Raw genomic sequence first — 24,931 nt, forward strand, 5'->3', positions numbered from 1 at the left:
CAAGAGTAAGGAAGTGTGTGGATGAAGTACTTAGCCAGAAAAGCGTGGGACAAACACCGAGAGAAGGATGTCACGCCGGAGGAGGTGTTCAGGGCCAGGCGTCAGATCGCCAAGGCGTTGGGGCTGGGCGCCATCAGTGCCAGCCTGCCTCTGAATGTACAGGCCGGTCTGCTGGATTGGCTGAAGCCGGAGAGCGAGAGCGTCGATCTGGCTCCACGCCGCGATCTCGCTTTCGAGGTCAGCCGCAACTATGGCATTACTGATGAGCTGACACCCGAGGAGAAGATCCTCACTCATAACAACTTCTATGAGTTTGGCACCAGCAAGACCGACCCGGTGAAACACGCCCAGGGGCTGAAGACCAGCCCCTGGACACTGACCATCGATGGGGAGGTGGACACCCCTCTGACCCTGGATGTGGAGGAGTTGATAGGCTCCATGCCCCTGGAGGAGCGCATCTACCGCCTGCGTTGCGTGGAAGCCTGGTCTATGGTGATCCCCTGGCTGGGTTTCCCCCTGGCGGAGCTGATCAAACGGGCCAACCCCAATAGCCGGGCCAAGTATGTCGCTTTTGAAACCCTCTATGACCCCAAGCAGATGCCGGGGCAGGCCTCCCGCTTTGTGGGTGGTGGTATCGATTACCCCTATGTGGAGGGGCTGCGTATGGACGAGGCGATGAATCCGCTGACCCTGGTGTCCGTAGGGCTCTATGGCCGAACCCTGCCACCGCAGAATGGGGCGCCTATTCGCCTGGTGGTGCCCTGGAAATATGGCTTTAAGAGCATCAAGTCCATCGTGCGCATCAAGCTGGTGGAGAAGATGCCGCCGACCACCTGGAATCTTCTGGCCAGTCATGAGTATGGCTTCTACGCCAACGTCAACCCGCAAGTGGATCACCCACGTTGGTCCCAGGCCAGTGAGCGCCGTATCGGCGCCGGGGGCCTGCTTTCCGCCAAGCGGATCCCTACGGAGATGTTCAATGGTTATGGTGAGCATGTGGCCCAGATGTACACCGAGCTGAATTTGAGGCGCTGGTATTGATGAAACTGACCCAAGGGCGGATTCTGGCCCTGAAAACCCTGTTGCACCTTGGTTTCCTGCTGCCGCTGGCTTACCTGTGGCTGGCGGTGCAGGCCGGGGCTGCCGGGGGGGATCCTGTGCAGTATGTCATCCACTTTCTGGGAATGGGGGCCATTCATGGCCTGATCCTCAGTTTGTTGGTTTCCCCGTTGGCCAAGGGGCTGAAGATGGGGGGGCTGATGCGGGTGCGCCGGCTGGTGGGGCTCTGGGCCTTCGCCTATGCCCTGCTGCATGTGGCGGCGTTTCTCGGCTTGGATCTGCTGGGGGATGTGGGACTGCTGCTGGGCGAAATCGTCAAACGCCCCTACATTCTGGTAGGGATGGCGGCGTTGCTGATTCTGATTGCCCTGGCGGCGACCTCCACCAGTGCCATGCAGCGGCGGCTGGGGCGTCGCTGGCAGACACTGCATAACTGGGTCTATCTGGCTGCGGTACTGGTACCGGTGCATTTCTGGTGGTCGGTGAAGTCCGGCTGGTACGAACCGGCACTCTATCTGCTGGCCTGCCTGGGACTGCTGGCCTGGCGCCGCAAGCGAATAGTGTTGTATCAACAAATTGTTACCAACTTTAACCGCGGCCTAGACCGGGGCTGACAGCGGCCCCGTTTTTCTGGTTTACTTGCCACATTCAATCCATCAGGGAAGTGAACCATGAAAACCCAAGTTGCCGCCCTGGCACTGCTGGCCAGTCTGGGGCTGGCGGGCTGCCAGAGCCAGTCTGCCGCCGAATTGACCCCGCCCCCCTGCCTGGCCGAGTGTCAGGCTCAAAAGTTTGATGCCGTCAGCCAGTCCTTCGTCGACGATCTGTGGCGCCACTCTCCCACCTGGGCTCTCTACAGCGGTTTTTACGAATACGCCGATCAACTGGTGATCCCGGACAACGACAGCCGTTTGCAGGATGCCCAGTTTGTGGCCAAGTGGCGTGCCCAAATGGCGCCGTTCAGTCAAGTGGAGATGACCGCAGGGGCTCGCATCGATCTGGCCCTGATCACCAATGTGCTGGACAAGATGGAGTGGGAAAACACCAGATTCAAATCCTGGCAGTGGAACCCCGCCAACTACAATGTGGCCGGTCCCTTTGCCCGGCTGATGAACGAACCCTATGCGCCGCTGGAAACGCGGCTGACGGCGATTATCGGTCGTATGGAGAGGGTGCCTGAGTACTACCGCGCCGCCCGTGACAACATCAACAACCCCACCCTGGAGCATACCGAGCTGGCGCTGCTGCAGAACAAAGGGGCGTTGAGTGTCTTTTCCGACGCCATGCTGGCTCAGGCGATGGAGTCTGGCCTGAGCGACAGCGACAAAGCCCTGTTCCAGGATCGTTTCTTCGTGGCCAAACAGGCGATCCAGAGCCACATCGGTTGGTTGGAGGCCCAGGTGGCCCAGTTGAACAAGGGCAACCCGCGCTCCTTCCGCATCGGCGAAACCCTGTATGAGGAGAAGTTTGCCCTGGATATCCAGGCGGGGATGACCGCAAAGCAGCTTTATAAAAAGGCGCTGGCGGACCGGGATCAGGCTCAGAAGCAGATGATCACCATCACCCAGCAACTGTGGCCCAAATATTTCCCCGGCAAAGGGATGCCGATGGATGACCTTGAGGCGGTCCGGGAACTGGTGGATCACCTGTCTGCCCGCCATGTGAAACGGGAGGACTTTGTTGCCGAAGTGCGCAAACAGATCCCTGAGCTGGTGCAGTTCGTCAATGAGACTCAGCTGGTCACCCTGGATCCCAGCAAGCCTCTGGTGGTGCGTGAAACCCCCGCCTACATGCGTGGGTTTGCCGGTGCCTCCATCTCTGCTCCGGGCCCCTACGATAAGCAGGCCAACACCTACTACAACGTGACGCCTCTCGATGGCATGACCGAAGAGCAGGCGGAGAGCTACCTGAGGGAGTACAACCATTGGATTCTGCAGATCCTCAACATCCATGAGGCGATCCCCGGTCACTACACCCAGCTGGTCTACTCCAATGAGTCCCCCAGCCTGGTGAAGAGCCTGTTTGGCAATGGTGCCATGATCGAGGGCTGGGCGGTGTACGCCGAGCGGGTGATGCTGGAGCAGGGCTACGGCGGCTTCGAGCCGGAGCTGTGGCTGATGTACTGGAAGTGGAACCTGAGGGTGATCACCAACACCATTCTCGATTATGAGATTCAGGTGAAGGGGATCTCCCGTGAACAGGCCCTGGCCCATATGGTGGACGGCGCGTTCCAGCAGCAGGAGGAGGCAGAGCAGAAGTGGCGCCGTGCCACTCTGAGCCAGGTGCAGCTGACCTCCTACTACTCCGGTTTCCGTGAGATCTACGACCTGAGGGAAGCGCAGAAGAGCAGGCAGGGGAACAACTTTGACCTGCAGCGATTCCACGAGACCTTCCTGAGCTACGGCTCATCACCGGTGAAGTACATCCGTCAGTTGATGCAGTAGTCGACGCAGACAATCCGGCCCAGGTGGCCGGATTTTTTTGACCTAGCCTTTGAGGGCGGCCTTCAAGGCATCGCTGGGACGGAAGGCGGCACTGGAGCGGAACGGAATCTCGATGGTCTCCCCGGTGATGGGGTTGCGACCGCTCTTGGGCAGGTGGTGGCGGACTTCGAATACGCCGAGTTTGGGCAGATAGACCTTCTCCCCCTCATGCAGTGCTTGTGCGATGGTGTTCAGCAGTTGGGACAGACTGGCTTGGCATTGGGATTGGTTCAGGCCGCTGCGGGCCGCCATGGTTTGAATCAATTGTTTCCGATTCATGGGTCTCTCAGGTTGATGCGCAGGAGCGGCTTTATACCTGAATTTTGTCGCCGAATCGACGGTGGTGGGGGCTGACTGGTGCCCCTTTACTCGATTCGGGGCAAAAGAAAGCGCTACCCTAAAAAGGACAGCGCAATATGACATGCTTGGGAACATTAAACGCTTTGAAGTGTATGAGGTTTGTTGCATGTTTGCTGTGAACTGGCTCACGGCGAGGGCGAAAAAAGAGAAGGGGTCGGCGGGATGGGTCCAGAATCCTCTATTGTCTGTTTAAGTGGCTGATATCAGATGATTATTATGCTCTGGTGGATGTGTTCTCTGTGATCGGTTTTAGGCTGTGGATGCCAAGCGTGATCTTGCGCCAGCCTGTGGTCGGCAGAGTGTCGATCATTGTTGTCATATGACTGCAATCTTACGGCCTTAAAGTGAGCATCGACGGGCCGACATGCCCTCTCGTTATTGTTTTGACCTTGAAATCCCTGGCCCCCGGATGCTCATTCCGGGGGCTTTTTTTATCTGACTCATTCCTATGGGAAATGCGCTAAGAAAATCAATACTCTGACAGCCCCAGAGGCGATTTTTCCTCTGCCTTTGCCAAAGGCTTGCCATACTTATCTTCTTCCCTGGTGAAACAGGGCACAAAAAATACTGGTCTGATTTTATTGTGGGGCGTGATTGACTTACGCCGTCCTTACCAAGATAAGGAGGCAGCTTTTGATTAAGCGGCTTTGTCTGATGGCGATATTCTGGACTCTGGGGTGTGCTGCCCAGCCCATGCCCCTGTGGAAGGCGGTTCAGGATCAGCGTCGAGCCGCCGAAGAGCTGACCCTACAGCTGGCTTTCCTGTCTGCCGCCAATGTGTCCCCCCAGTTCCATTCTCTGCATCAGAATCTGAGCTTGCCTGACTTGCCGGTGGAGGAGAGGGACAGGTTGCTGCTGCTTGGGTTTCAGTTGATCGAGCAGTTTAACCTCCAATTGAGTGAGCGCCCCCTGGGCAGCGATGGCCTGGGAGAAGCCCCGTTTCTGCTGATGGCTTCGGAGGGGGGGGAATATCCTCTGTTGAAAGCGGCGGAGCAGGGGAGATTGGAGCAGCGGGTCTTAGACCTGATTCCAGAAGCTATGGTGTATCGCCTGGCACGGAGTCGCGTGGCCAGGTTGATGGAGCTTGCGGACCTCGCCTGGCCAGAGTTCGATCCGGCGCCGCTACTGGAACCCGGCGACGCCCACCCTCAGGTTGACCATCTGCGCTGGGTGCTGACACAGCTGGGAGATTACCAAGGTCAGGTAAGCGGCTCACTCTATGATGAGGGGCTGCTCCTGTCAGTGCAGGCGTTTCAGCGTCGCCATGGCCTGGTTGCCGACGGAGTGGTGGGACCCAGGACCCGAGCCTGGCTCAGAGTGTCCCCCAGAGTCCGAGCACAGAGGCTGGCCAGGAACACCCTGAGGCAGTGGCATGATCGGACCCGGTTTGCCGAAAGCTATCTGTTGGTCAATATCCCAGAGTACCGATTGCGTTGGGTCACCCCACAAGGGGAGAAGTTCAGCACCAGAGTGATTGTCGGGCGAAACAGCAGACGCACTCCCCGAATGACAACCGAGGTGGTCAGCCTGGTGGTGAACCCCAACTGGAACGTGCCCCGCTCCATTATCTGGCGGGATCTCCTGCCCAAGATCCGCCTGAGCGGTGATTACCTGACCAGGCAACGGTTTGATGCCTATGACCGACAGGGAGAGCCGGTGCAGTATTCGGCCGAACAGTGGCAGCTGGCCGCCGGTGGCCACTTTCCCTACCGCCTGTCTCAGCGGCCCGGGGATGACAATGCCCTGGGACGATATAAGTTTCATCTGACCAACAGTAAGGCGATCTACCTGCACGACACCCCGGAGAAGCAGCTGTTTGACCGGTCCCGGCGAGCCTTGAGCTCGGGCTGTGTCAGGGTAGAGGGGGCCGACCTCCTGGCTCGCCAACTGGCTTTCGAAGGAGAGGTGGATCTGAAGCGCTTTAATCATGCCAGGGGGCTGGGGGAGACAAGGTGGTTCAGGTTGAAGCGGCCGCTGCCGGTGTACCTGGTGTATTGGAGTGCCTGGGTCTCCCACAATGGCGTAGCCCATTATCGCAGGGACATCTACCATCAGGATGGTGATGCGGATCACAAAAATGCCATTGCAATGAGATCGACTTTCGGCGGTTAAAGGGGATTGATTCTCAACACCTTATCGTTTCCATCGAAGTGGTAGCACCCATTTCAGTTCTTGCCAGTACAATTTATAGCCGTTAGTTTAGTGGCGCCGGCACCCTTGCCGGCCTCTTTTAGAGATGTACTGGAACCGCTGAATGACCGCTTTTGATAACAATAGACGCAAGATTCTTATGGGGATTGGAGCCGCCGCCGCCTTGAGCCAGCTGCCCTTGACGGCCCATGCCAGCCTGTCCGCCCCCAAGCGCCTGAGTTTCTACAATCGCCATACTGGCGAGAGCACCAGCCAGACCTTCTGGACCCCAAGTCAATACGACTCATCGGCCCTGGAGGCTTTCAATCAGGTTCTCAGGGATCATCGCACCGGTGAGGCGATGCCCATGGATAACGGCCTCTATGAACTCCTTTACGACCTGACCCGAACCCTGGGTACCGATCGCCGTATCGAGATTATCTCCGGTTATCGCAGCCCCAAGACCAACGCCATGCTGGCCGGCCAGTCCTCCAAGGTGGCTAAGAAGAGCTACCATATGAAGGGAATGGCCATAGACATCGCCATTCCGGGTGTGGAACTGTCCCGCCTGAGAAACGCGGCCTTGTCATTGAAGCGAGGCGGAGTGGGTTACTATCCCAAGTCAGGGTTTGTTCATGTGGATACCGGCCGGGTCAGACAATGGTGATCACAGGACGCTGGTGATCCTCCGCCGCTCATGGTAGACTCCGTCCGCTTTTTGCAAAGTGCCACTGCTGGTCGCAAGCGGTGGCATTAATTTTTCTGACATTGAAGGTAATAACTATGTCTTTAGTATTTGAAGCTGTTGTACGTACTGACCTGGGGAAAGGTGCGAGCCGCCGCCTGCGTCATGCTGACAAAGTACCCGCCATCATCTATGGCGGCAGCGAAGAAGCCGTTGCTATCGAGCTGGAGCACAACGTAATCCTGCAAGCCCAGGAGAACGAGAACTTCTACACTGACGAGCTGACCATCAACATCGATGGCAAAGCCGTTAAGGTGAAGGCTCAGGACATGCAGCGTCACCCCTACAAGCCTAAAGTTACCCACATCGACTTTAAGCGCGTTTAATCTCGCGCAGGTTTGAGAGAAGCGCCCCCAGGGGCGCTTTTTTTGTGTCCGTCGCTCTCTGACTCCGTCCCGGTTGGTTTACAGGTGTGATCTGGCTCTCTTTTTTTAAGAGACTAAAATAGAGTGAGTTTTGGGTACAATCCCATCCCTTCGTGAATGGAAGTGATGCCACTGGCGTGGCGGATAAGGAGAGTCCAATGACGGTGTATGCCACCCTATGTACCCTGGCAGCCCTTGCCATGATGATCGCCTTTATCAACAGCAAGGTGGGGCGGTTGCAGATGACCATCGCCATCACCGCCGGTGCCCTGATGCTCTCCCTGTTGATCGTCATCGCCGGTAAGGCGGGCTGGTTCTCACTGAAGAGTGTGGCCGCCGAGGCGATCGATCGCATCAATTTCGAAACCTTCCTGCTGAACGGCATGCTGGGCTTTCTGCTGTTTGCCGGCGGCCTGGGCATCAAACTGTCCAATCTCAAGGCGCAGAAGTGGGAGATTGCGACCCTGGCGCTGGTTGGCACCCTGATCTCCACCCTGCTTATCGGCGGGGCCCTGTGGCAGTTTTTCCGCCTGATTGGTGTGGAGTTTGATCTGGTGTACTGCCTGCTGTTCGGTGCCCTAATCTCTCCGACCGACCCCATTGCGGTGTTGGCCATCGTCAAGAAGATGAAGGCACCTGAACAGATCAGTGTGCAGATCGAGGGGGAGTCCCTGTTCAATGATGGTTTTGGCCTGGTGCTGTTTGTGACCCTGTTTGCCATCGCCTTCGGTGGCGAGGCGCCCACTCTGGCAGGCATTACGCAGCTGTTTATCCATGAAGCCCTGGGGGGCATCCTCTATGGGCTGGCCATCGGCCTGCTGTTTCACACCCTGATCAGTTCCACCGACGATCACTCCATGGAGCTTCTGCTGACCCTGGGTATCCCCACAGGCGGCTATGTTCTGGCCAGTGCCCTGGAGGTGTCTGGTCCGCTGGCCATGGTGGTGTCCGGCATCATTATTGGCAACTGGACCCGTCATACCGGCATGTCCACCGAAACCCGGGAACACCTGGACAGCTTCTGGGAGTTGGTGGATGAGTTTCTCAACAGCGTGCTGTTCCTGCTGATCGGCCTGGCCATGCTCACCTTTAGCTTCCATCAGGAGGATTGGATTCTGATGGTGGTCTCCATCCCTGTGGTCCTGGTGGCCCGTTACCTGAGCGTTCGCCTCTGCTATCTGGGCTTCGCCCGGTTCCGTCACTACAATCCCTTGTCGGTGACCATCCTGACCTGGGGGGGATTGCGCGGTGGCCTGGCGCTGGCGATGGCGATGTCGGTGCCCTCAGGTGTGGTGGTGGTGGCCAGCAAAGGGATAGATGTTCGTGAGATCCTGCTGGTGATGACCTATTCGGTGGTGGTGTTCTCCATCCTGGTGCAAGGCTCTACCATTGCGCCACTGCTGAACCGGGCCAATCTCTGGGAGGCAAATCGCAATCGCACCGACAGCCAGGCTGAGCTGGCATGATGGGAACTGGAGTTGTGCCCCGGATGCTGCGACAGCGTTTCTTTGGGGTGGCGTTTTAGTAAAGCGGGTGTGAGCTTCTGCCGGGGCATCTGTTGGCCGATGGATTCTCTGTTCTTTGGGAGATATTAAGCAGCTTTTTCTGCATAAATTAGCGGGTTTTAGGGCGAGCTGAAGGCGCACTTGAATCTGCTTCGTGTACAATAACTGCCCTAACTTGGGGTTAGGATCAGTACGCCACCGGCGCACCAGCTGCCCCTCGCGTCAGAGCAGGTGCCGATGAGCCAGAGCCACTACCCCGAAGTGATACAGCTGATGCAGCAGAAGCACCTGCGTCAGGGGACCCTGTGGGTGGCCTTCACTACCCTGCTGGTGCAGCTGCTGTTCTTTGTGAACCTCTGGGAGCACCTTCCTCAGCCCTTACTGCAAACCCGCCTCTTGGCGGTGGCTCAGGCAGTGGTCTCGCTGCTGGTACTGGCCGTGACAGCCTATCTGGTGAACTACACCGGTGAGGTTAAAAGGCCCATTCGTGCTGGCATGGCATCGCTGGTCGGCCTGGCATGGTGTCTGGTTTCCATCAACAGCATGGAGAGCTGGGGGGAGTACCATTCTTCCAAGCAGATCTTCATGTTGGGTTGTCTGACGGTGGTGATCGGCTGGTACACCTCAAGGCTGATGATGTGCCTGAGCTGCTGCATCATATTGGTCGCCTATGCCTATTTGACTTTGCTGCATACTGGCTTCGAGTCGGTGACCTACTATCTGGCGGTACTGAAGTTTCCCTTGCTGATCTGCCTCTCCTCCCTCTATCTGCGACGTTGGTACTTCTTTGGCCTGGATCGACACAGTCAGAGCCTGGAACTTCTGGAGCGGTTCAGGCGGGAGACCACTCTGGACCCTCTTACCCAGGTGATGAACCGCCGTGGCTTCGACGAGGCCCTGTCCGACGCGGTGGCGTCGGCCCGACGTCTGGGGATTCCTGCCACGCTGATGCTGGTGGATATTGACCACTTCAAACAGTACAACGATGCCCTGGGGCACGATCAGGGGGACAAGGGACTCAAGCTGGTGGCCAACACGCTGTCGGCCCTGATGGCTCGTCAGACAGAGGTATTCTGCCGGGTCGGCGGGGAGGAGTTTGCGGTGATACTCGCCGGTACGGATACGCAAGGGGCCAAGGTGATGGCCCAGCGGATGCAGCAGGCGATGGAAGCGCTGAACCTTCCCCATCCTGATTCCATCACCTCGGAGAGGGTGACCCTGAGTATCGGCATTGCCCAGTGGCGTGAACAGGACACCACTGCGTCTCTTTATCGCAAAGCCGACCAGGCGCTTTATCATGCCAAGTCTCAGGGGAGAGATTGCTGGGCCGTGGACCGGTTGTCCCTCTCGCTCTGAGCCCCTTCCCTTTTCCCAGGGCAAAGATAATTCGGCCCTGGCTATTGCCTTGCCAGATGAATTGAGTCCAAAATGTGAATAGAGACTTGGCTTTTCTATAATTATTCTGATTCTGGCAACGATGGACCTACTTAAATCGATACGGATATTCCGGGCTGTCCTGGAGCAGCAGAGCTTCTCCGCCGCGGCCGCGTCCCTCAACCTGGTGCCGTCGGCGGTCAGCCGGCAGGTCAGCGAACTGGAGCGCCACCTGGGTGTGCAGCTGCTGCAACGCACCACACGCTCTGTGCGTTTGACCGACGAGGGGCAGCGTTACCTGGCGAAGATGGAGTCCATCTGCAAAGAGGTGGACGGGCTCTATGGCAGCACGCAGAGCGGAGATGGCCTGGCGGGTACCATACGCATGGTGGCCCCGGTGCTCTTTGGCCAGTCGATTCTGCCTACGGCCCTGGCGGAGTTTGGCCGGGAGCATCCCGGGGTGGCCATTGAGCTGCAACTGCTCAACCGCCAGTGTGACCTGGTGGATGAAGGCTATGATTTTGCCATCCGCACCGGAAAACAGCCGGACAGCGGGGTGGTGGCCACCAAGCTGACCACCATGCGCATGCTCACCGGTGCTTCCCCGGGCTATCTGGCCCTCAACGGTGTGCCCCAGCATCCGGCGGATCTCACCCGGCACAACTGCCTGATCAACAATGTTCACCGTACCCCCAGGTCCTGGCTCTATCAGGATCAGGGTCACCGAATCCCGGTGAAGGTGGATGGGGATTTCGAGAGCAATGACAGCCTCTGTATCCGGGCCCAGGCTCAGGCAGACAGGGGGGTGGTGCAGCTGGCGGACTTCCAGCTGTGGCGGGCCTTCGATACCGGAGCATTGCAGCCGATTCTCAGTGATTATGAGCCGGCAGCCGTGCCTGTGTGGCTGCTGCATCCGGCCCAGCGCTTCCTGCCCGGTGTGCAGCGTGCCCTGATGCAGTTCCTGGTGGAGTACCTGAAGCGCAATGCCCTGAAGCGGATGCCCGTGTAAGGACAAGCGCCCTGTTTGCTCGACAATCAAAAACGGCTACCTTGGGTAGCCGTTTTTGATTGTTGTCCTGGGTGTCGTCAGTGGCTTCCCAGTTCAGGGTTGACCATGGCATTGACCGGATTGTTCTCCTCGTCCAGCTCCATCTGACTCCAGCCGTGCATATACGCCATCGCCTCCTCGATGGTGGCGATCAACTGCTCTGGCACCGGGTCTGCGCCTTCCCGCCAGGCCAGGGCATGCTCCTCGTCACTGCCCAGGGTGGCCAGGTAGCCCATAAACTGGCAGCAGGATTCCACCTCTTCGAGCTGTTCGGGTGTGCAGATCTCCTGCCACTTCTCCTTGAGCACCGCGAAGCCGGTGAGGAAGCCGGCGCACCAGTGGCGCAGATCCATGGGAACCTGCCTCTGCTGCAGGTCATCCAGCAGCGGACGGCACTTGGGCGAGAGCACCTCGCCTTTTTCCACCACCTCGGTGTGCAGCTGGTTGTAGAGGGCAAACAGTTGCTCCATTACCTTATTTTCGAAAGGCCACAGCTCCTGTTCCGGCTTGGTGTTGGCGATGTGGGCGCTCCAGACTCCGGGGTCGATGGTCTTGGGGAAGCAGTGCAGGTGAGCCAGGTAGCCGCGGCTCTGCATCAGGGTCATGCCACCGTACTGGGCAGCGTCATCCAGGGTTTTCGCCAGTTGCTTCTCGTCGGATTTGGTCAGTTTTTCATTCATTTGCGTTCGAGCCCGGTGGGTAACTGTCTCAGGAAGAGGGCTGATAATGCCAGTTGTTCACTGCCATTTTAATGCTCTGGCGCAAGGTTGGGGAAAATTAGTTCGTTTTTTCGCTGGAAAATCAGGGGGGCGATCGCCCCCCAAACTGGTCAGCAGGGTGAGATCAGCGGTGGGCCGGGCTGTCATTGATGCCGGTATACATGGCATCGCCAAATTGCGCTTTGCCATAGTTGCTGAGGATCTGTTGGCCGGTTTGTGAGCCAACGAACTCAATGAATTGACGGGCAATCTCCAGGGCCTCAGTGTTCCCCTCTACGCCCCTCAGGGCATGGTAGGTGTTGACCAGGATGGGGTCGCCGGAGAACAGCACCTTAAGCTCACCCAGGTTGGCTTTCTCCGCCACCCAGGTGGAGCTGTCGGTCATGAAATAGCCCTGCTGTTCGTTGGCCTGACGCAGTGTTGCCCGCATAAACTCATGGGTGACCCGGTACCACTGGCCTTGAGGTTGCTTCTCTGCCAGGCCCCAGATCATCATCTCCTTCTTGTGGGTGCCGGAGTTATCGCCACGAGAGAGGAACAGGGCGTGGCTGTCTGCCACTTTGCGGTAGGCCTCTTTGATGGAGCCGGCGTCCTTGACTCTGGCGGGATCTGTCTTGGGGCCCACCAGGTAGAACTCATTGCTGCCGATGAGCTTTCTCTGGGTCGCCCAGCCCTGGTCTACCGCTCTCTTCTCTGCCGCGGGGGCGTGAACCATCGCCATGTCGACTTTTCCCTGCTTGAGCAGGGAGAGTGACTTGCCGGACCCTGCCTTGACCCAACACAGGCGACTGTCATGAGTGGCATTGAATTCACTGGCCAGCGCCTTTAGTAGGCCCAGCTCTCCCGGACTGCCGGTGGCCAATCGAAAATTGACCTTGCCGGTTCCGTAGCTGGCCTTGCACTCGGTGGCCTGGGCGGGGAGGGCGGCCAGGCAAACCAGGCCCAGGGTGATTGCGCTTTTGATCATGAGAACTCCTATGATGGGACACTGCTGGTTGTGGCCCGGCAGTGCCGATACAGATACTGGAGACAGGGTTGATCTGCTTCACCTTTTTGGCAATTGGTCTCTTCTGCTCTCCGGAGCTGGGTCAACACAAAATCCACCAATGGGAGTGGAATAACCAAAAGTGACAACGGGGTAGGGACAATTTGGCCGTGTCGGGGAGTGGGGGTTGAATGTCGGGAAGAGTGGCCAGCCAAACCGGTTTGCACCGGCTCAGCCAGCCGGAGCGACTGGGCAGCATCGAAAAAAGGGGGGCCGGACGGATTCGCCAGCAAATAGGTGTCTCGGCCCCGAAAAAACTGATGGCGCCAGTCTGGCCATACGGCAAAATTCTTCAATTCGATTGCGGGCGAATTGTGATCGGTGTCTTGGTGTAAATCATTGGAAAAATTCAAATTACTTCTAATGACACCCTGGCAGGACAAAATGTCTCTACTGGAGCTGCGGGTGTTTGCCCTGAGCAGTGGGGAGCAGAAGATCACAGTGGCCATTTTTCTCTTGTGGCATACTGCTTGGCTTGACCCAAATTCTGGAGATTCCATGACCCCTGCCGTTAACGCCGCCAAGAAGGCCAAGGTGCCTTTTCAGCTCCATCAGTATCAGCACGACCCCAATGCCCCCTCCTACGGACTGGAGGCTGCCGAAGCCCTGGGGCAGGATCCGGCTCGGGTGTTCAAGACCCTGCTGGCTGCAGACGATGCAGGCAAGCTGTATGTGGCAGTGGTACCGGTGACGGGTCAGTTGGACCTCAAGGCTCTGGCGAAGGCGGTAAAGGCCAAGCGCCTGGCGATGGCGGACCCCAAGGCCGCCGAGAAGGCCACTGGCTATGTGGTGGGTGGCATCAGCCCTCTGGGTCAGAAGAAGCGTCTGGCGCTGGTGCTGGACGCTTCAGCTCAGGCCTTTGACACCATCTGTGTCTCTGGTGGCCGCCGTGGCCTGGAGATTGAGCTGGCCCCGAGGGATCTGCTCAAGCTCACCGGGGGCGTCTTTGCCGTGGTTGGCTACTCCAAGGGGGACTCGACCACCACATAGCTTTGGCCACCGGCCAGGGGGACAAACCAGTGCTCTCCCAGGTTGTGGTAGCTGATGCCATCGACCACTACACTGTGGCTTCCTGAGGGGAGTTGACCGAGACGCTGGCCCAGGGTGTAACCGCTTCCGGCATCGCCGGCCTGGATGACGCTGTAGTGCCCGGCGGGGGGGGATTCCACGTAGAGGTAATGATCCCCGTGTTTACGGTAGTAGGCATCGTCGACAATGGCGTAGGTGACGCCTGAGTACACCGCGAAGGTGGCGATCCGGGTCAACTCCTTGTGGTGATAGGCGTAATGGTTGTGATGAGGCTTGTGGTGGGCACCGGGCTTAACCACGATCACCTTGGCTTTGTGCTGCGGACCATGGTGAGGTTTGGCCTGGACTTGTGGGGCTGCGAGCAGCGGCAGAATGAGGGCGGTGATCATCATGGGGCGCATGGTCTTGCTCCGTTGGGAAGGTCTGTTTCCCCCATGTTAGCCGCTGCAATGTAAAGGCGTGGCAGCCTGGGTAAAACTGGATAAAGAGTGAGCTGACAAAAGCGCCTCCCATTAAAAAGGCCACCGCGAGGTGGCCTTTTTCAGTTCAAGAGACAGTCTTAGCGCTTAGGCTTGGACGCGCGGTCCAGCAGGCTCAGAATGTTCTTGTAAGGGATGCCGGAGTGAGTGGTCAGGCCAATCTCACAGGTGGCGGATACGGAGTAACCGCTGGTGCAACCCTTGTCCTTGGTTTCTGCTTTCAGGTGACGCAGACCGTGCTCGTTCAGCTCTGGGAAGTTCATGCCACGGTTACCGGCCATACCACAGCAGCCAACCTTGTCGCGGTCAGGAACCACCACGTCAGAGGCACATAGCTTGGCCAGGCCAACCAGGTCATCAACGATGCCCATCTTACGGCAGGTACAGGTTGGGTGAACCGCGATCTTCTCTTCGATCTTGTTGATGTCCAGACGGTCAACCATGTACTGCATGGCGAACTCTTCTGGACCCAACATGTTCAGGCGCTTGTCACAGGAACGACGCATACGCTCCAGACAGGCGGTGGTTTCTACCAGGATGGGGTGCTCACCGTTGTTGGACACTTCCAGCAGCCACTTGGACAGCTCATCGGACTTGCGGTCCGCCTGCTCGTTGTGACCGTAGGACTCCCAGGACTGACCACAGCACAGACCCTGAGGCTTTTCGCCACACAGCATCTCGATGTTGCACTTCTCGAACAGAGCCTTGATGGTCTCAGGAACGGAGCGCTGGTCAGGGTTGTTGGGGGCGGTACCCAGCATACGGTTCAGACAGGCTGGGAAGTAAACGGCCTTGATGTCACCGGCAGTCTTCATCTCAGGCAGGGCTTTACCGCGCTTAGGCATACCGGAGGTCCACAGAGGGATAGGCATGCCAGGCATCACCTTACGGGCAATCTTGGTGATGCCACCCATACCGCCTTCGCCGATGACGGCACGGGCGATGTCGGTTGCACCCAGGGCGAAGCGAGCTACGCCTTCCAGGTTGTCGTACTGGTTAGCCGTGAAGTTGGCTACCTTCTTGTCGGTACCGGTGGCGTACTTGGCCCGTTGAACCTTGATGAACTTACCGGTGTCGATGCCCATGGGACAGCCCAGCTTACACAGGCCGTCTGCGGCACAGGTGTCCATGGCGAAGTACTTGTAGTTCGCCTGCAGGTCAGCCAGAACCTCGGGCTCTTTGCCTGTGGTCTCTAGGGTCTTCATCACACGGGCTACCGCGGTACGCTGACGAGGAGACAGGGTCAGGCTGTGGGCCACGCAGTGCTGCTCACAGAAACCACACTCGATACACTTGTCGATGATGTCGTGTACCTGAGGCAGAGGCTTAAAGCCCTTGGAGTGACAGTGTGGGTCGTCGTTGATGATCACGCCTGGGTTCAGGATGCCGGCAGGGTCCAGAGCGTTCTTGGTGCGCTTCATCAGGTCGTAGATGCGGGTGCCCCACTCTTTCTCTACGAAGGCCGCCATACCGAAGCCGGTACCGTGCTCAGCTTTCAGAGAGCCGTCGTACTTGGTGGCAACCAGCTCTACTACCGCTTCCATGAAGTTGTCGAAGCGGTCTACTTCAGCCTGGGTGCTGAAATCCTGAGAGAAGATTACGTGGTAGTTACCTTCCAGGGCGTGACCGTAGATCACCGCGTCGTTATAGCCGTGCTCGAAGGAGAGGTTCTGCAGGTCGATGGTGGCCTGAGGCAATACTTCGATTGGGAAGGCGATGTCTTCAATGATGCAGGAGGTGCCGGCGGGACGCATGGAACCAGCCAGAGGGAATACCGCCTTACGGATCGCCCACATGTTGGCAATTTCAGAGCCATTCTGGGTGAACTCAACAGGACGGTACAGACCGTGCTTCTCCATGATGGCGTTCATCTTGGCAGTGTTGCGGTCGATCTCTTCCTGGCTCATGCCGAAGGTTTCGAACAGTACCGCGGTCACGTCCTTATGGATGTCGCCCAGGAAATCTGGAGTCTGGTACTTGGACGCAGCCACCGCCTTCAGAGCGAAGTTGTCCAGCAGCTCGGCGGCGTTGGTCTCGTCGAAGGCGTCTTTACGCAGTTCAACGATCGCTTCACAGGCGCCGCGCAGTGAGTCGAAGTACACCATGGCGGACGCGGAGTGAGTCGCCTTGGGCACGCTCTTCATGGTCATCTCGGACAGGAAGCCCAGAGTACCTTCAGAGCCCACCATCAGGTGCAGGATGATGTCGAACGGGTCGGAGAAGTCCACGAAGGAGTTCATGCCGTAACCGGTTACGTTCTTAATGGAGTACTTACGATTGATGCGGTCAACCACTTCCTGGTCAGCCATGATCTCATCGCGGATCGCTTCGATGCCCTTGATCACTTCAGGGTACTTGGCGGTGAACTCTTTGCGGCTGGCGTCGCTGGCGGTGTCCAGGACGAAACCATCGGCCATGACGATGCGGGCGGACTCAATCAGCTGGTAGGAGTTGGCGTGGGTACCGCAGTTCATGCCGGAGGCGTTGTTGGACACAATACCGGCAACCATGGCAGACGCGATGGTGGCGGGATCGGGACCGAACTTCCAGCCCAGCGGGTTCAGTATCTGGTTGACCTTGGAACCGATAACACCGGCCTGCAGGCGGATACGCTCACCGCCATCCAGAACTTCGTACTTGTCCCAGTCACCACCGGCTACCATCAGAATGGAGTCGGAGATCGCCTGACCACACAGGGCGGTACCGGCGGCACGGAAGGTAACAGGAGTCTTGTTGGCATGACACTCTGCCAGTGAAGCGGAGACTTCAGCTTCGGTCTTGGGGTGGACCACGATCTGTGGACGCTTCTGGTAGAAAGAGGCGTCGGTACCCCAAGCAACTCGGCGGAGGTTGTCGGTATGGACGCGATTAGCATCAAGAATCTGGCTAAGCTTGTTAGCCACTTCACTATAGTTAGCAGTTAGCACTTTTATATACCCTTATATTTTGTACCAAGGGAGTGAAATATTTGAACAAATATTCATTATCCTTGGTAAAAGCCGCACCTGGATCACATTCATTCAGTATAAATATTATGCCATAAGCGAATTCAGGGTCTTTGGGCGGATGACTGAATATAGAGTCAAAATTGACCAAGATTTTTGTGCATTTGAACAAATTAAGTGAAGAAAGATCACTAATGAACGGTGGAGGCCAAAGCGCGTTCACCTGATCGGATGAGTGGAAAGGTGGTGTAGATGGCTGCCCTTCAGGGGGCGTAATTTTGTGTGTGGCCACTTAGTTGGGGTCGTCATGATATTCAGCTTTTGCCGAATGCTGAGGGAGCTCGGTTTTGCAATGAGCAGGCTGACTCAAGTAACTCAGTAAGGTGATCTTTGTGGCGCTGGATCTGCGCCACCAGTTCGGCTTCACTTACGACCATTCTGGCAATTGAACCCCTAAGTAACCAAGGCCAAACGGCTGTTTTAGCGTGATTTTTGGCAGTCACCGAAGCCCTGGGCATTCCTCAAAATGGCGTTTGCTGCTCGAGGCATGGAAGTGGCTTTTACCCTTGGCGGCCAGGGCATCGGCGAACGACTGAAGAGAGGCGTCCCCATGGCCAGATTTACCCTTGTTGTGTTTTCGGTTAAGCCGACTGGTGTGTTCTTGACCCGAGGATTCAATCTTAGGGTTTGAGCGCCGCACTCGAAACGCGAATGCCACTCATGAAGCTTACTCGGCCTGTCGGGAGCTGGCGTCATTGAGCTTTGCTGACTTGTCAATATGCACAACTCTGTTTTGGGGTGCCTCGAGCGGCAGTCGGCGCTGAAGGGGAGAAGCGCTTTAGTCGGAAGTGAGTAATGCGGGATGCTGAATATGAGGTTAAATTAGGCGCATTAAATATTTGGCTAGTCAGATTAACTAGGGTGAACTTTAACCGGGTCAGGCAGGTTAAGTGTGATTGAAATTAAAAAAGCCGGACCAAAGGGCCCGGCTTTTTTTAAGTCTTGCTGGAGGTGTTAGTAGCCACCCCAGAAGAAGGCGATGGTACCGGCAACCATGGCGTAGGCCAGGGCAACAGGCATGGTCTTACGAATAATCTCAGACTCACGGCCCGCCATACCTACTACGGTAGCAGCAGCAACAACGTTCATTACACACATCATGTTACCGGCGTTAGCACCAATACCCTGCAGGGCCAGTACCAGGGCGTGGTTCATGCCCAGGTTGTCGGCTACGGAGTACTGCAGGCCGGAGAACATCATGTTGGAGAAGGTCGCGGAGCCGGACAGGAAGGCACCGAAGATACCTACTACCGGAGCAGTCCACTCCCACACGGCGCCCATGGAGTTAGCCAGCATGTCAGCCAGTGCCTTAGGCATGGACATCAGGCCAGCGTCGTTGGCGCCAGAGTTCAGGAAGATCTTCACCATAGGTACGGAAGCACCCAGGGAGATGATGGTAGGGATCATGGACTTGCAAGAGTCAGTGAACGCACCAGAGAAGGCCTTTGGCTTCATCTTGAAGATGAAGAAGCCCAGGATACACACGGCCACGAAGAACGCGCCAGGAGCGTACAGAGTCTTGAAGCCGGAACCCAGCTCAGTACCCAGCAGGTTGGGGAAGCTCAGGTTGAAGCTCAGCAGGAAGCTCTTCAGAGGAGCCACTACGCGAGACAGAACCAGCAGGCCGGCCATTACCAGGTAAGGGGTCCAGGCAGCCAGCTGAGAGAACTGAGGCTTGGCAGCAGCGGCACCAGCAGACTGAGGCTGACCAGCGGTAGCGGAGGAAGCTTTGCCGTCGTTCTCGGCGAAGTCATTCCAAGGCTGAGCGGGCAGCAGGAAGCCTTTCTTGGCAGCAGGAATCACGATGGCCATACCAACCAGGGCGCCAATTACAGATGGGAACTCTGGACCGGCGAAGAAGTTGATCAGCCAGGCTGGGATGGTGAACGCCAGACCGGCGAACAGAGCGAACTTCCAGATCTGCAGACCTTCGGCGAAGGACTTCTTACGGCCGAAGAAGCCAGTCAGCACTGCAACCATGGTCAGGGGTACCAGAGTACCGGTGAACAGGTCGATGGTGATCATGTGCTTGGCAATCAGCTGAGCGTAGTCGGCGAAGCCAGCAGTGGCACCCAGGGCAGCAATCTGCTCGGCAGCCATGGAAACGCCACCAGCGTCCAGACCCTTGTCCATACCGAAGAGTACGGGCAGGCCGATGGCGCCGAAGGATACGGAGGTGGAGTCAGCAATCAGTGCCACACAGGCCGCAGCCAGAGGCGGAATGCCCAGCAGAACCAGCAGAGGAGCGCCGATAGCAGCAGGGGTACCGAAACCGGCGGAACCTTCGATGAAGGAACCGAACAGCCAGCAGATGATGATGACCTGAACACGGGCGTCAGCACTAATGTTAGTGAAGCCCGCACGGATGGTATCCATGGCACCGGAAGCGGCCAGCGTCTTCAGCAGGAAAATCGCGCCGAAGATGATGGTCAGAGGGGTAATGGCGTCCAACATACCCTGGACGACGGATGCGCTGAGAATTGCGGTATCCATCTGCCAGATGAAGGCAGCCGCCAAACCGGTTAATACTGCGGAGATTGGCATTGCCTTGGAAGCAGGCAAGCGCAAGAGCACCAAGAATACGAGTACCGAAATAATCGGTGTGAGCGTTGCGATGGTCTGTATGAGATTCACGCCGTTTTCCCTTCTATTGAGGAATGATTACTTTGTTTCAGTTTCACTATAGTCAACCAAATTTGAATCATGCTTGGTTGAACGATAGTAATTGGTAGCGTATTCAATAGCGGAAAGCACCTCAGAAAATTGATCCAGGTCAATGTCGATGAACTTCACATTTTAGTAGCAATCGGGAATGAGTTTCTCGTCCCAAACGGTCTGAAACTGTGATCTTGGCATGTTGCGCGGGATTTTTGACTGTGATCTCCATCACAATAAAAAAGCTGTTTTTATAACCATTTTTTCACAATCGCAAAAAGTCCAATAAAAACATATGGATAGCCCGGTCTGGCGTTAGGGTGGTGTTGCAAGCTTAGAGTCACTAAAGGGGCGCGATGGGTGTTTTTGGAATATATAAATGAACATTAATCATAAAAGTGAATAAGGCGACTCAGTTAGTGGCAAATTCGATTTCAGCGAAAATTTGCCAAGAGAGGAAAATATTCGGCAGTGGCGGCTTAATAATGTAGGAAAATAACTAGATAAATTGGGTTATTGCCAAATTTCAGCTCAATTGCTGAATTATAATTACAAAACCTCGTCATGTTTAGTTTTTGCACAATCCACCTTGAGCCAGATCACAAAGTGCCCATGGTGGTCCATACTAAGCTTTGGTAAATCAAGCTCCTACGGATTTGAGGTGGATTTTGCAGGGAAATTGGCTACTGATAATGGCCGCCGTGACTCTGGTGACGGCAGTGCGAAACGTCGGGCTGATGGCCAGGCATATCATCCTGTTAACAGTTGGCTTACTTGTGGGTCAACTTGTCAGTACATTCCAATGGCAGACCGGCATCACTGCAACCGGGCTGACTCAGACCATCTACTTCCTGATTTTGCCCTGGTTACTGGTGCATGCGGCACGGATGATCTCCCGGCGGAGGCTGCGAACACTGTGGCCCTGGGTCGTTGTCCCCGCCAGTCTGGTGTTTAGTCTCACCCTGCTGCTGGTGAGTTGGGGCCTCTATCTGCTGATTGATCATCCTGGCTTTCCTTTGATCTCGGCACTGATTGCCGGTTTGCTGCTGGCCGCATCCGATCCCAGTTGGAGCAGTCAGATGATCGAGCGCCAGCGGTCTTTGCTGGTGCTGCTGGAGGGGGAAGGGCTCTGGGTAGAGCTCTTTGCCCTGGTGGGATTGATGGTACTGGTAAAGGTAGGGTCACTGGATGAGCTTCGTGTTGCTGAGTTTGCCTTGATCTTCACCCGGCTGTTGCTCAGCTCGCTGCTGGTCGCCTGGCTGCTCTCCTTTATTGTTCGTCCGCTCATCACGTGGAACCCGGGACTGACTCTGCCACTGGCTTACCTGAGTTTCTGGGGGGCGGAGTGGGGACTGGGCCTGCCTGGAGCCGCGGTGTGCCTGTCGCTGGTTCTGTTAAGTCGCCCTCAGTTGGTGAGAGGCGGAAATCAGCTTATAGAGCCGGGCGCACGCCTGGGGGCGGATCTTCTGGTGCTGATACTGGGCTTCTCTCTGACTCTCTCCATGTTCACCGAGCGCTACTGGGTGATGCTGGCGGCCATAGGTCTGTGCCTGATGGCCAGGTTGCCCCTGCTTTGGGCCACTTCCCGTTGGTTCCGTCACCCTTTGAGCCAGAGGTCTGCTTCGCTGTGGTGGCGACTGCCAGTTCATGGGCCCGTCACCCTGGCCCTGGTGCTTTCCATTCCGGTGTCGGTGACTGCCTGGTGGACCATACAGGCCGCTTGTTATGGGGTGGTTCTGTTTGAGTTATTGATTCAGCGCCCATTGGCGTCTCGCAGTGTGAGCGGATCGTGATTCTGGAAAGGCGGCGCCAGAGGGGGGATGCAGATGTGATGAGGGTCCGGAGAGTTTGACCGGCCTTCAGTAAAATGGTCCTTTGGGTTTCTGCTTTTTAGGTCCACTGCATGCGCTGTCCCCACACCGATGCCCTCAGGGTGAAATGTCAGGCCGTCCTCGATGTGACCGAAGGGATGATCGATCAGCAGGGGTTGATCTCATTCAAGTTGTCTCAGGTCGCCAAGGAGGCGGAGATTGCCAACTCCACCTTCTATAAGCTGTTCGAGAGTAAGGAGGACCTGTTGGTGTGCTGCTTCATGCGCAACGCCACCTGCAATCACTTTGACGATTTCGAAGCCGAACATCCGGGAATGTCCGCTATAGAGCGGGTGCTGCTGCCCATCATATTCACCTTTGAGGCGACTTACTTCTCCCCCAGCTTCAATCTGGTTCGTCAGGTGGCGGTCAACAGCCGGGTGTGGCGCCTGGCCAGTGCCGACAAGGCCAAGGCGTTCGAGAATCGAATCAACCTCTATTGGGAGAGGATCACCGGATACCTGAAGCAGGCGGTGACCGAGGGCGAGCTGGTCGCTTCGGACGATGAGGTGAGGGAACTGGCCCAGGCGATCACCTTTTACCTGAGTGGTGCCCTGTCTGCCTATGAGTGCCGTCTCATTGGCAAGGAGTTCCTGCAGGAGAAGCGACAGACCCTGTTTCGTCAGCTGCAAAATGTGTTTAAACCCTATGGTTGGCGAGAGCCTTTGACCCTGGCGCTGTTCGAACGGGTGGGCGTTCGGGTACACATGTACTACCAGGCCCATCACCGAGACTTTAACAGCTGCGCCCGCTGCATGGCGATGCAGGCGAAGCTGAGCGGTTAGGTTGTTAGGCGCGCAGGGGCAGGCTCCCCTTTGGGGGCCTTTTATTTTCAGCCTGACATTGCTTTCAAAGAAGGAGGTGTTCGCTGGGTGCCTGAAGTGCCCATGTTAGACGTCACAGCGTGAGTTATCAGCAAGCTGATTAGATACCAATAGGCATTCGCCGTTCTATACCTTCCTATACCTTCTTCGCTTTCACTTCCACAGGACACCGAAGTCTTAAACGAAACCTTATGAAGGAGTGGTGCCGTGTTGTTGGCTTACTGTAAATCGCTTATCGGAAGGATATTGGCCTTGGTGAAGACTTTGTGCTCTTCGGTCTCTCAAGGGACCATTGGTTTAGTCGGGTTTGAACCGAAAGACGCAATTCCTACTTTGCCCTAAAAAGCCTCGTTTCCACAGGTAACGCCCTTTCGGGCCTACTCCGACACTCTGAACCATCTGCTGACAAAGGGAAGCCGATTGCGGTGTGGTCAGCGGTCCACGGGTCTGAACATCAATTTGAGCCTTTAACGGATCTCTCAATAGCTCGAAATACTCTGTTTAGATATTTCATTTTCCGGTCTTTACTCTTTGCCAGATCAGAGCTAACTTCTAACTGATGTTGCAATTAAATCTTTGATTTATAAGGTTTTTATAATCCGAAATTTGTATATTTCAAAATGTTGAAATGCAAATTCTAATGTCATGGAGAGATGAAAATGAATGTAGACCGACGTCAGGCGATGGGAAGAATAGTGGGTTTGGCCGGAATGGCAGTGGGTACCTCAGTGGTGTCGAACTCTGTATTTTCTGCAGAAGGTTGCCCGGTCGATACTGCCATCGGGCTTGGAAGTGACGGTGGCGGAGAGCTGAAGGAGAGCCTACTCCAGTATGTCCCTCTGGATCCGATGAAGGTGGCCAAGCGGGGCTACGAAGGTTACGGGCGAGGCGGCTGCATGTACGGTGTATTTGATGCCATCATCAAGGAGCTGGCCGAACAGGGGCATGAGGACGCCTGCAACTTCGCAGCCATTCCGACTAATATCACCATTTACGGTGGTGGTGGTGTCAAGGGCTGGGGTTCTATCTGCGGCTGTGTTAATGCTGCAGCCATGGCAGTAAACGTGCTGGCTGGCGTGGATCAGGCGGCGGTCATCGATGCGGTGTTCCGATACTATGAAAAGACGCCCATGCCCCGTGGGGATGAGGCGTTCCTAGGTGCCATCGGGGCACCGACGCGACAGGCCGATGACGGTACGCCGCTTGGGGCGGAACTGATTGGCCAATCGGTAGCCAATACGCTGCTGTGTCACACTTCCGTGTCTCATTGGTCCAGCGCCAGCAAGTTTGGAGCTTCTCATGCCGCCAAGCTGGAGCGCTGCGCCCAGGTTACTGCAGAGGTGGCCTTCATTACCGCAGATTTTCTGAATAAATCGTTGGCGGGAACTCTGGATTCCGAAAGAAAGGCCCCCGAAAACGACGAATGTAGCGCCTGTCACATGCCGACTAAGCGCGAGCCTGAGGACTACATTGGTACCGATGTTAACGCCAAAATGGAGTGTAAGACTTGTCACTCCGCTCACGAAAAGGTCGGTCCTATTCCTGACCATGCCGACAATGGGCAATGCGAATCATGTCACAAGTGAGGGGGAGAGTGATGCGTAATCTATTCATTATTGGTTGCCTGACCCTGTTACTGGCGGCATGCGGATCCGATGACAATACGCCAGAACCGGCGACCAGCGTCACCCTGGACCAGGCCAACAGCGTTGTGTTAATCGCGGGGGCTGTGGATGCGGACAGCCTGGCTATCGCCTTCCGCTTGGCCAACGAGGATGGCCTTGCCATTACCGATGCCGGGAGCAACTTTGAGGTGATGTACCTTGGTTTTCCCGGTGAGTATGACTCATCTTTTGATATGCCATGGCACCAGGCCGAACAGTTTGTCTGTGTTGGAGGGGGAGTAGAGTGTGGCGGTGACCTCATTGAGCTGGAGCCGGGCTCTTACCTGTTTACCCCGGCAAACCTGCCGGAGCTGGCTCAAACCATGGCTAGGTTGCGTTACTCTATAAGGGTACATGGTGCACTGGCCAGCAATACACAAGAGCTGTTTGATATTCCAAGGAGCTAATTTACAGACAACACGGACCCCTTGGGGTCTGGGTTGTCTGTCCGGCTATCATCACTGTCTTAATACCTCAGGAAACAGGATCTGTTTAAAAGCCCCTTTAAGGGAATTTCGATACGGAGCTCTGTCACCGTCTGAAAAAAGGCTCCCTTGCGGGAGCCTTGGCG

At 56.4% G+C, this 24,931-nt stretch carries 19 protein-coding genes and 1 pseudogene; 14 read left to right on the forward strand and 6 right to left on the reverse strand.

Features of this window, described 5'->3' with window-relative positions; translation table 11 throughout:
• The first annotated feature begins 21 nt into the window (after nt 1-21).
• Genes msrP through G505_RS0102660 form a run of 3 tightly spaced genes read left to right on the forward strand, consistent with a single transcriptional unit; the run spans nt 22 to nt 3,503 of the window.
• Nucleotides 22-1,041 carry a protein-methionine-sulfoxide reductase catalytic subunit MsrP gene (msrP, locus tag G505_RS0102650; RefSeq protein ID WP_028108174.1) on the forward strand — a complete coding sequence of 340 codons (1,020 nt, stop codon included), beginning with the start codon at nt 22-24 and terminating at the stop codon, nt 1,039-1,041.
• A complete protein-coding gene (gene msrQ / locus G505_RS0102655; RefSeq protein ID WP_035385008.1) occupies nt 1,041-1,673 on the forward strand; it encodes a protein-methionine-sulfoxide reductase heme-binding subunit MsrQ in 633 nt (210 codons plus the stop codon). The genes msrP and msrQ overlap by 1 nt, the downstream gene beginning before the upstream one ends.
• A 57-nt stretch (nt 1,674-1,730) precedes the next feature.
• Entirely contained in the window at nt 1,731-3,503 is a 1,773-nt protein-coding gene (locus G505_RS0102660; RefSeq protein ID WP_028108176.1) for a DUF885 domain-containing protein, read from the forward strand.
• 42 nt (nt 3,504-3,545) lie between these two features.
• Here G505_RS0102660 and G505_RS0102665 read toward each other — a convergent pair whose 3' ends face one another.
• A complete protein-coding gene (locus tag G505_RS0102665; protein WP_342662875.1) occupies nt 3,546-4,010 on the reverse strand; it encodes an HU family DNA-binding protein in 465 nt (154 codons plus the stop codon).
• Between the two features lie 525 nt (nt 4,011-4,535).
• Between G505_RS0102665 and G505_RS22260 the strand changes: the two genes are divergently transcribed.
• From G505_RS22260 to G505_RS0102695, 6 genes and pseudogenes are all read left to right on the forward strand, one after another.
• Nucleotides 4,536-6,014, forward strand: coding sequence for a L,D-transpeptidase family protein (locus G505_RS22260; RefSeq protein ID WP_157508989.1), 1,479 nt, complete (start codon nt 4,536-4,538; stop codon nt 6,012-6,014).
• Between the two features lie 142 nt (nt 6,015-6,156).
• Nucleotides 6,157-6,699, forward strand: coding sequence for a peptidoglycan L,D-endopeptidase MepK (gene mepK / locus G505_RS0102675; protein WP_028108178.1), 543 nt, complete (start codon nt 6,157-6,159; stop codon nt 6,697-6,699).
• 116 nt (nt 6,700-6,815) lie between these two features.
• A pseudogene (rplY, locus tag G505_RS0102680) lies at nt 6,816-7,100 on the forward strand (50S ribosomal protein L25); the annotation flags it as partial.
• A 200-nt stretch (nt 7,101-7,300) separates the two neighbouring features.
• On the forward strand, nt 7,301-8,608 hold the full coding sequence (locus G505_RS0102685; protein ID WP_028108180.1) for a cation:proton antiporter: 1,308 nt from the start codon (nt 7,301-7,303) through the stop codon (nt 8,606-8,608).
• A 276-nt stretch (nt 8,609-8,884) separates the two neighbouring features.
• Nucleotides 8,885-10,003 carry a GGDEF domain-containing protein gene (locus G505_RS22265; protein ID WP_051215825.1) on the forward strand — a complete coding sequence of 373 codons (1,119 nt, stop codon included), beginning with the start codon at nt 8,885-8,887 and terminating at the stop codon, nt 10,001-10,003.
• A gap of 121 nt (nt 10,004-10,124) precedes the next feature.
• Nucleotides 10,125-11,030, forward strand: a complete 906-nt coding sequence (locus tag G505_RS0102695) for a LysR family transcriptional regulator (RefSeq protein WP_028108181.1) — start codon at nt 10,125-10,127, stop codon at nt 11,028-11,030.
• Between the two features lie 77 nt (nt 11,031-11,107).
• Here G505_RS0102695 and G505_RS0102700 read toward each other — a convergent pair whose 3' ends face one another.
• Nucleotides 11,108-11,749 carry a UPF0149 family protein gene (locus tag G505_RS0102700; protein WP_028108182.1) on the reverse strand — a complete coding sequence of 214 codons (642 nt, stop codon included), beginning with the start codon at nt 11,747-11,749 and terminating at the stop codon, nt 11,108-11,110.
• Nucleotides 11,750-11,912: 163 nt separating this feature from the next.
• A complete protein-coding gene (locus G505_RS0102705; RefSeq protein ID WP_028108183.1) occupies nt 11,913-12,755 on the reverse strand; it encodes an ABC transporter substrate-binding protein in 843 nt (280 codons plus the stop codon).
• 576 nt (nt 12,756-13,331) lie between these two features.
• Between G505_RS0102705 and ybaK the strand changes: the two genes are divergently transcribed.
• Complete coding sequence (gene ybaK / locus G505_RS0102710) at nt 13,332-13,823, forward strand: Cys-tRNA(Pro) deacylase (protein ID WP_028108184.1); 492 nt, start codon at nt 13,332-13,334, stop codon at nt 13,821-13,823.
• Here the strand turns inward: ybaK and G505_RS20375 are convergent.
• From G505_RS20375 to G505_RS20380, 3 genes are all read right to left on the reverse strand, one after another.
• Nucleotides 13,793-14,263: a hypothetical protein gene (locus G505_RS20375; protein ID WP_028108185.1), complete on the reverse strand. Its 471-nt coding sequence runs from the start codon at nt 14,261-14,263 to the stop codon at nt 13,793-13,795. The genes ybaK and G505_RS20375 overlap by 31 nt on opposite strands.
• Nucleotides 14,264-14,421: 158 nt before the next feature.
• Entirely contained in the window at nt 14,422-17,244 is a 2,823-nt protein-coding gene (locus tag G505_RS0102720) for an FAD-binding and (Fe-S)-binding domain-containing protein (RefSeq protein ID WP_028108186.1), read from the reverse strand.
• A 1,056-nt stretch (nt 17,245-18,300) separates the two neighbouring features.
• Nucleotides 18,301-19,980 carry an L-lactate permease gene (locus tag G505_RS20380; protein WP_035385009.1) on the reverse strand — a complete coding sequence of 560 codons (1,680 nt, stop codon included), beginning with the start codon at nt 19,978-19,980 and terminating at the stop codon, nt 18,301-18,303.
• Nucleotides 19,981-20,777: 797 nt separating this feature from the next.
• Between G505_RS20380 and G505_RS0102730 the strand changes: the two genes are divergently transcribed.
• The 4 genes from G505_RS0102730 (at nt 20,778) to G505_RS20390 (ending at nt 24,767) form a co-directional block, all read left to right on the forward strand.
• Entirely contained in the window at nt 20,778-21,794 is a 1,017-nt protein-coding gene (locus G505_RS0102730) for a cation:proton antiporter (protein WP_157508990.1), read from the forward strand.
• 110 nt (nt 21,795-21,904) lie between these two features.
• Nucleotides 21,905-22,657, forward strand: a complete 753-nt coding sequence (locus G505_RS20385; RefSeq protein ID WP_035385010.1) for a TetR/AcrR family transcriptional regulator — start codon at nt 21,905-21,907, stop codon at nt 22,655-22,657.
• A 698-nt stretch (nt 22,658-23,355) separates the two neighbouring features.
• On the forward strand, nt 23,356-24,282 hold the full coding sequence (locus tag G505_RS0102740) for a C-GCAxxG-C-C family (seleno)protein (RefSeq protein ID WP_028108188.1): 927 nt from the start codon (nt 23,356-23,358) through the stop codon (nt 24,280-24,282).
• Between the two features lie 11 nt (nt 24,283-24,293).
• Nucleotides 24,294-24,767, forward strand: coding sequence for a hypothetical protein (locus G505_RS20390; RefSeq protein ID WP_035385011.1), 474 nt, complete (start codon nt 24,294-24,296; stop codon nt 24,765-24,767).
• Nucleotides 24,768-24,931: the final 164 nt, after the last annotated feature.

This window comes from Ferrimonas futtsuensis DSM 18154 (assembly GCF_000422645.1).
GTDB classification, from domain to species: Bacteria; Pseudomonadota; Gammaproteobacteria; order Enterobacterales; family Shewanellaceae; genus Ferrimonas; species Ferrimonas futtsuensis.

Coding starts and splice junctions, on each gene's coding strand:
- msrP (WP_028108174.1), top strand. CDS start 22: ATGAAGTACTTAGCCAGAAAAGCGTGGGACAAACACCGAGAGAAGGAT.
- msrQ (WP_035385008.1), top strand. CDS start 1,041: ATGAAACTGACCCAAGGGCGGATTCTGGCCCTGAAAACCCTGTTGCAC.
- G505_RS0102660 (WP_028108176.1), top strand. CDS start 1,731: ATGAAAACCCAAGTTGCCGCCCTGGCACTGCTGGCCAGTCTGGGGCTG.
- G505_RS0102665 (WP_342662875.1), bottom strand. CDS start 4,010: ATGCAACAAACCTCATACACTTCAAAGCGTTTAATGTTCCCAAGCATG.
- mepK (WP_028108178.1), top strand. CDS start 6,157: ATGACCGCTTTTGATAACAATAGACGCAAGATTCTTATGGGGATTGGA.
- G505_RS0102685 (WP_028108180.1), top strand. CDS start 7,301: ATGACGGTGTATGCCACCCTATGTACCCTGGCAGCCCTTGCCATGATG.
- G505_RS22265 (WP_051215825.1), top strand. CDS start 8,885: ATGAGCCAGAGCCACTACCCCGAAGTGATACAGCTGATGCAGCAGAAG.
- G505_RS0102695 (WP_028108181.1), top strand. CDS start 10,125: ATGGACCTACTTAAATCGATACGGATATTCCGGGCTGTCCTGGAGCAG.
- G505_RS0102700 (WP_028108182.1), bottom strand. CDS start 11,749: ATGAATGAAAAACTGACCAAATCCGACGAGAAGCAACTGGCGAAAACC.
- G505_RS0102705 (WP_028108183.1), bottom strand. CDS start 12,755: ATGATCAAAAGCGCAATCACCCTGGGCCTGGTTTGCCTGGCCGCCCTC.
- ybaK (WP_028108184.1), top strand. CDS start 13,332: ATGACCCCTGCCGTTAACGCCGCCAAGAAGGCCAAGGTGCCTTTTCAG.
- G505_RS20375 (WP_028108185.1), bottom strand. CDS start 14,263: ATGCGCCCCATGATGATCACCGCCCTCATTCTGCCGCTGCTCGCAGCC.
- G505_RS20385 (WP_035385010.1), top strand. CDS start 21,905: ATGCGCTGTCCCCACACCGATGCCCTCAGGGTGAAATGTCAGGCCGTC.
- G505_RS0102740 (WP_028108188.1), top strand. CDS start 23,356: ATGAATGTAGACCGACGTCAGGCGATGGGAAGAATAGTGGGTTTGGCC.
- G505_RS20390 (WP_035385011.1), top strand. CDS start 24,294: ATGCGTAATCTATTCATTATTGGTTGCCTGACCCTGTTACTGGCGGCA.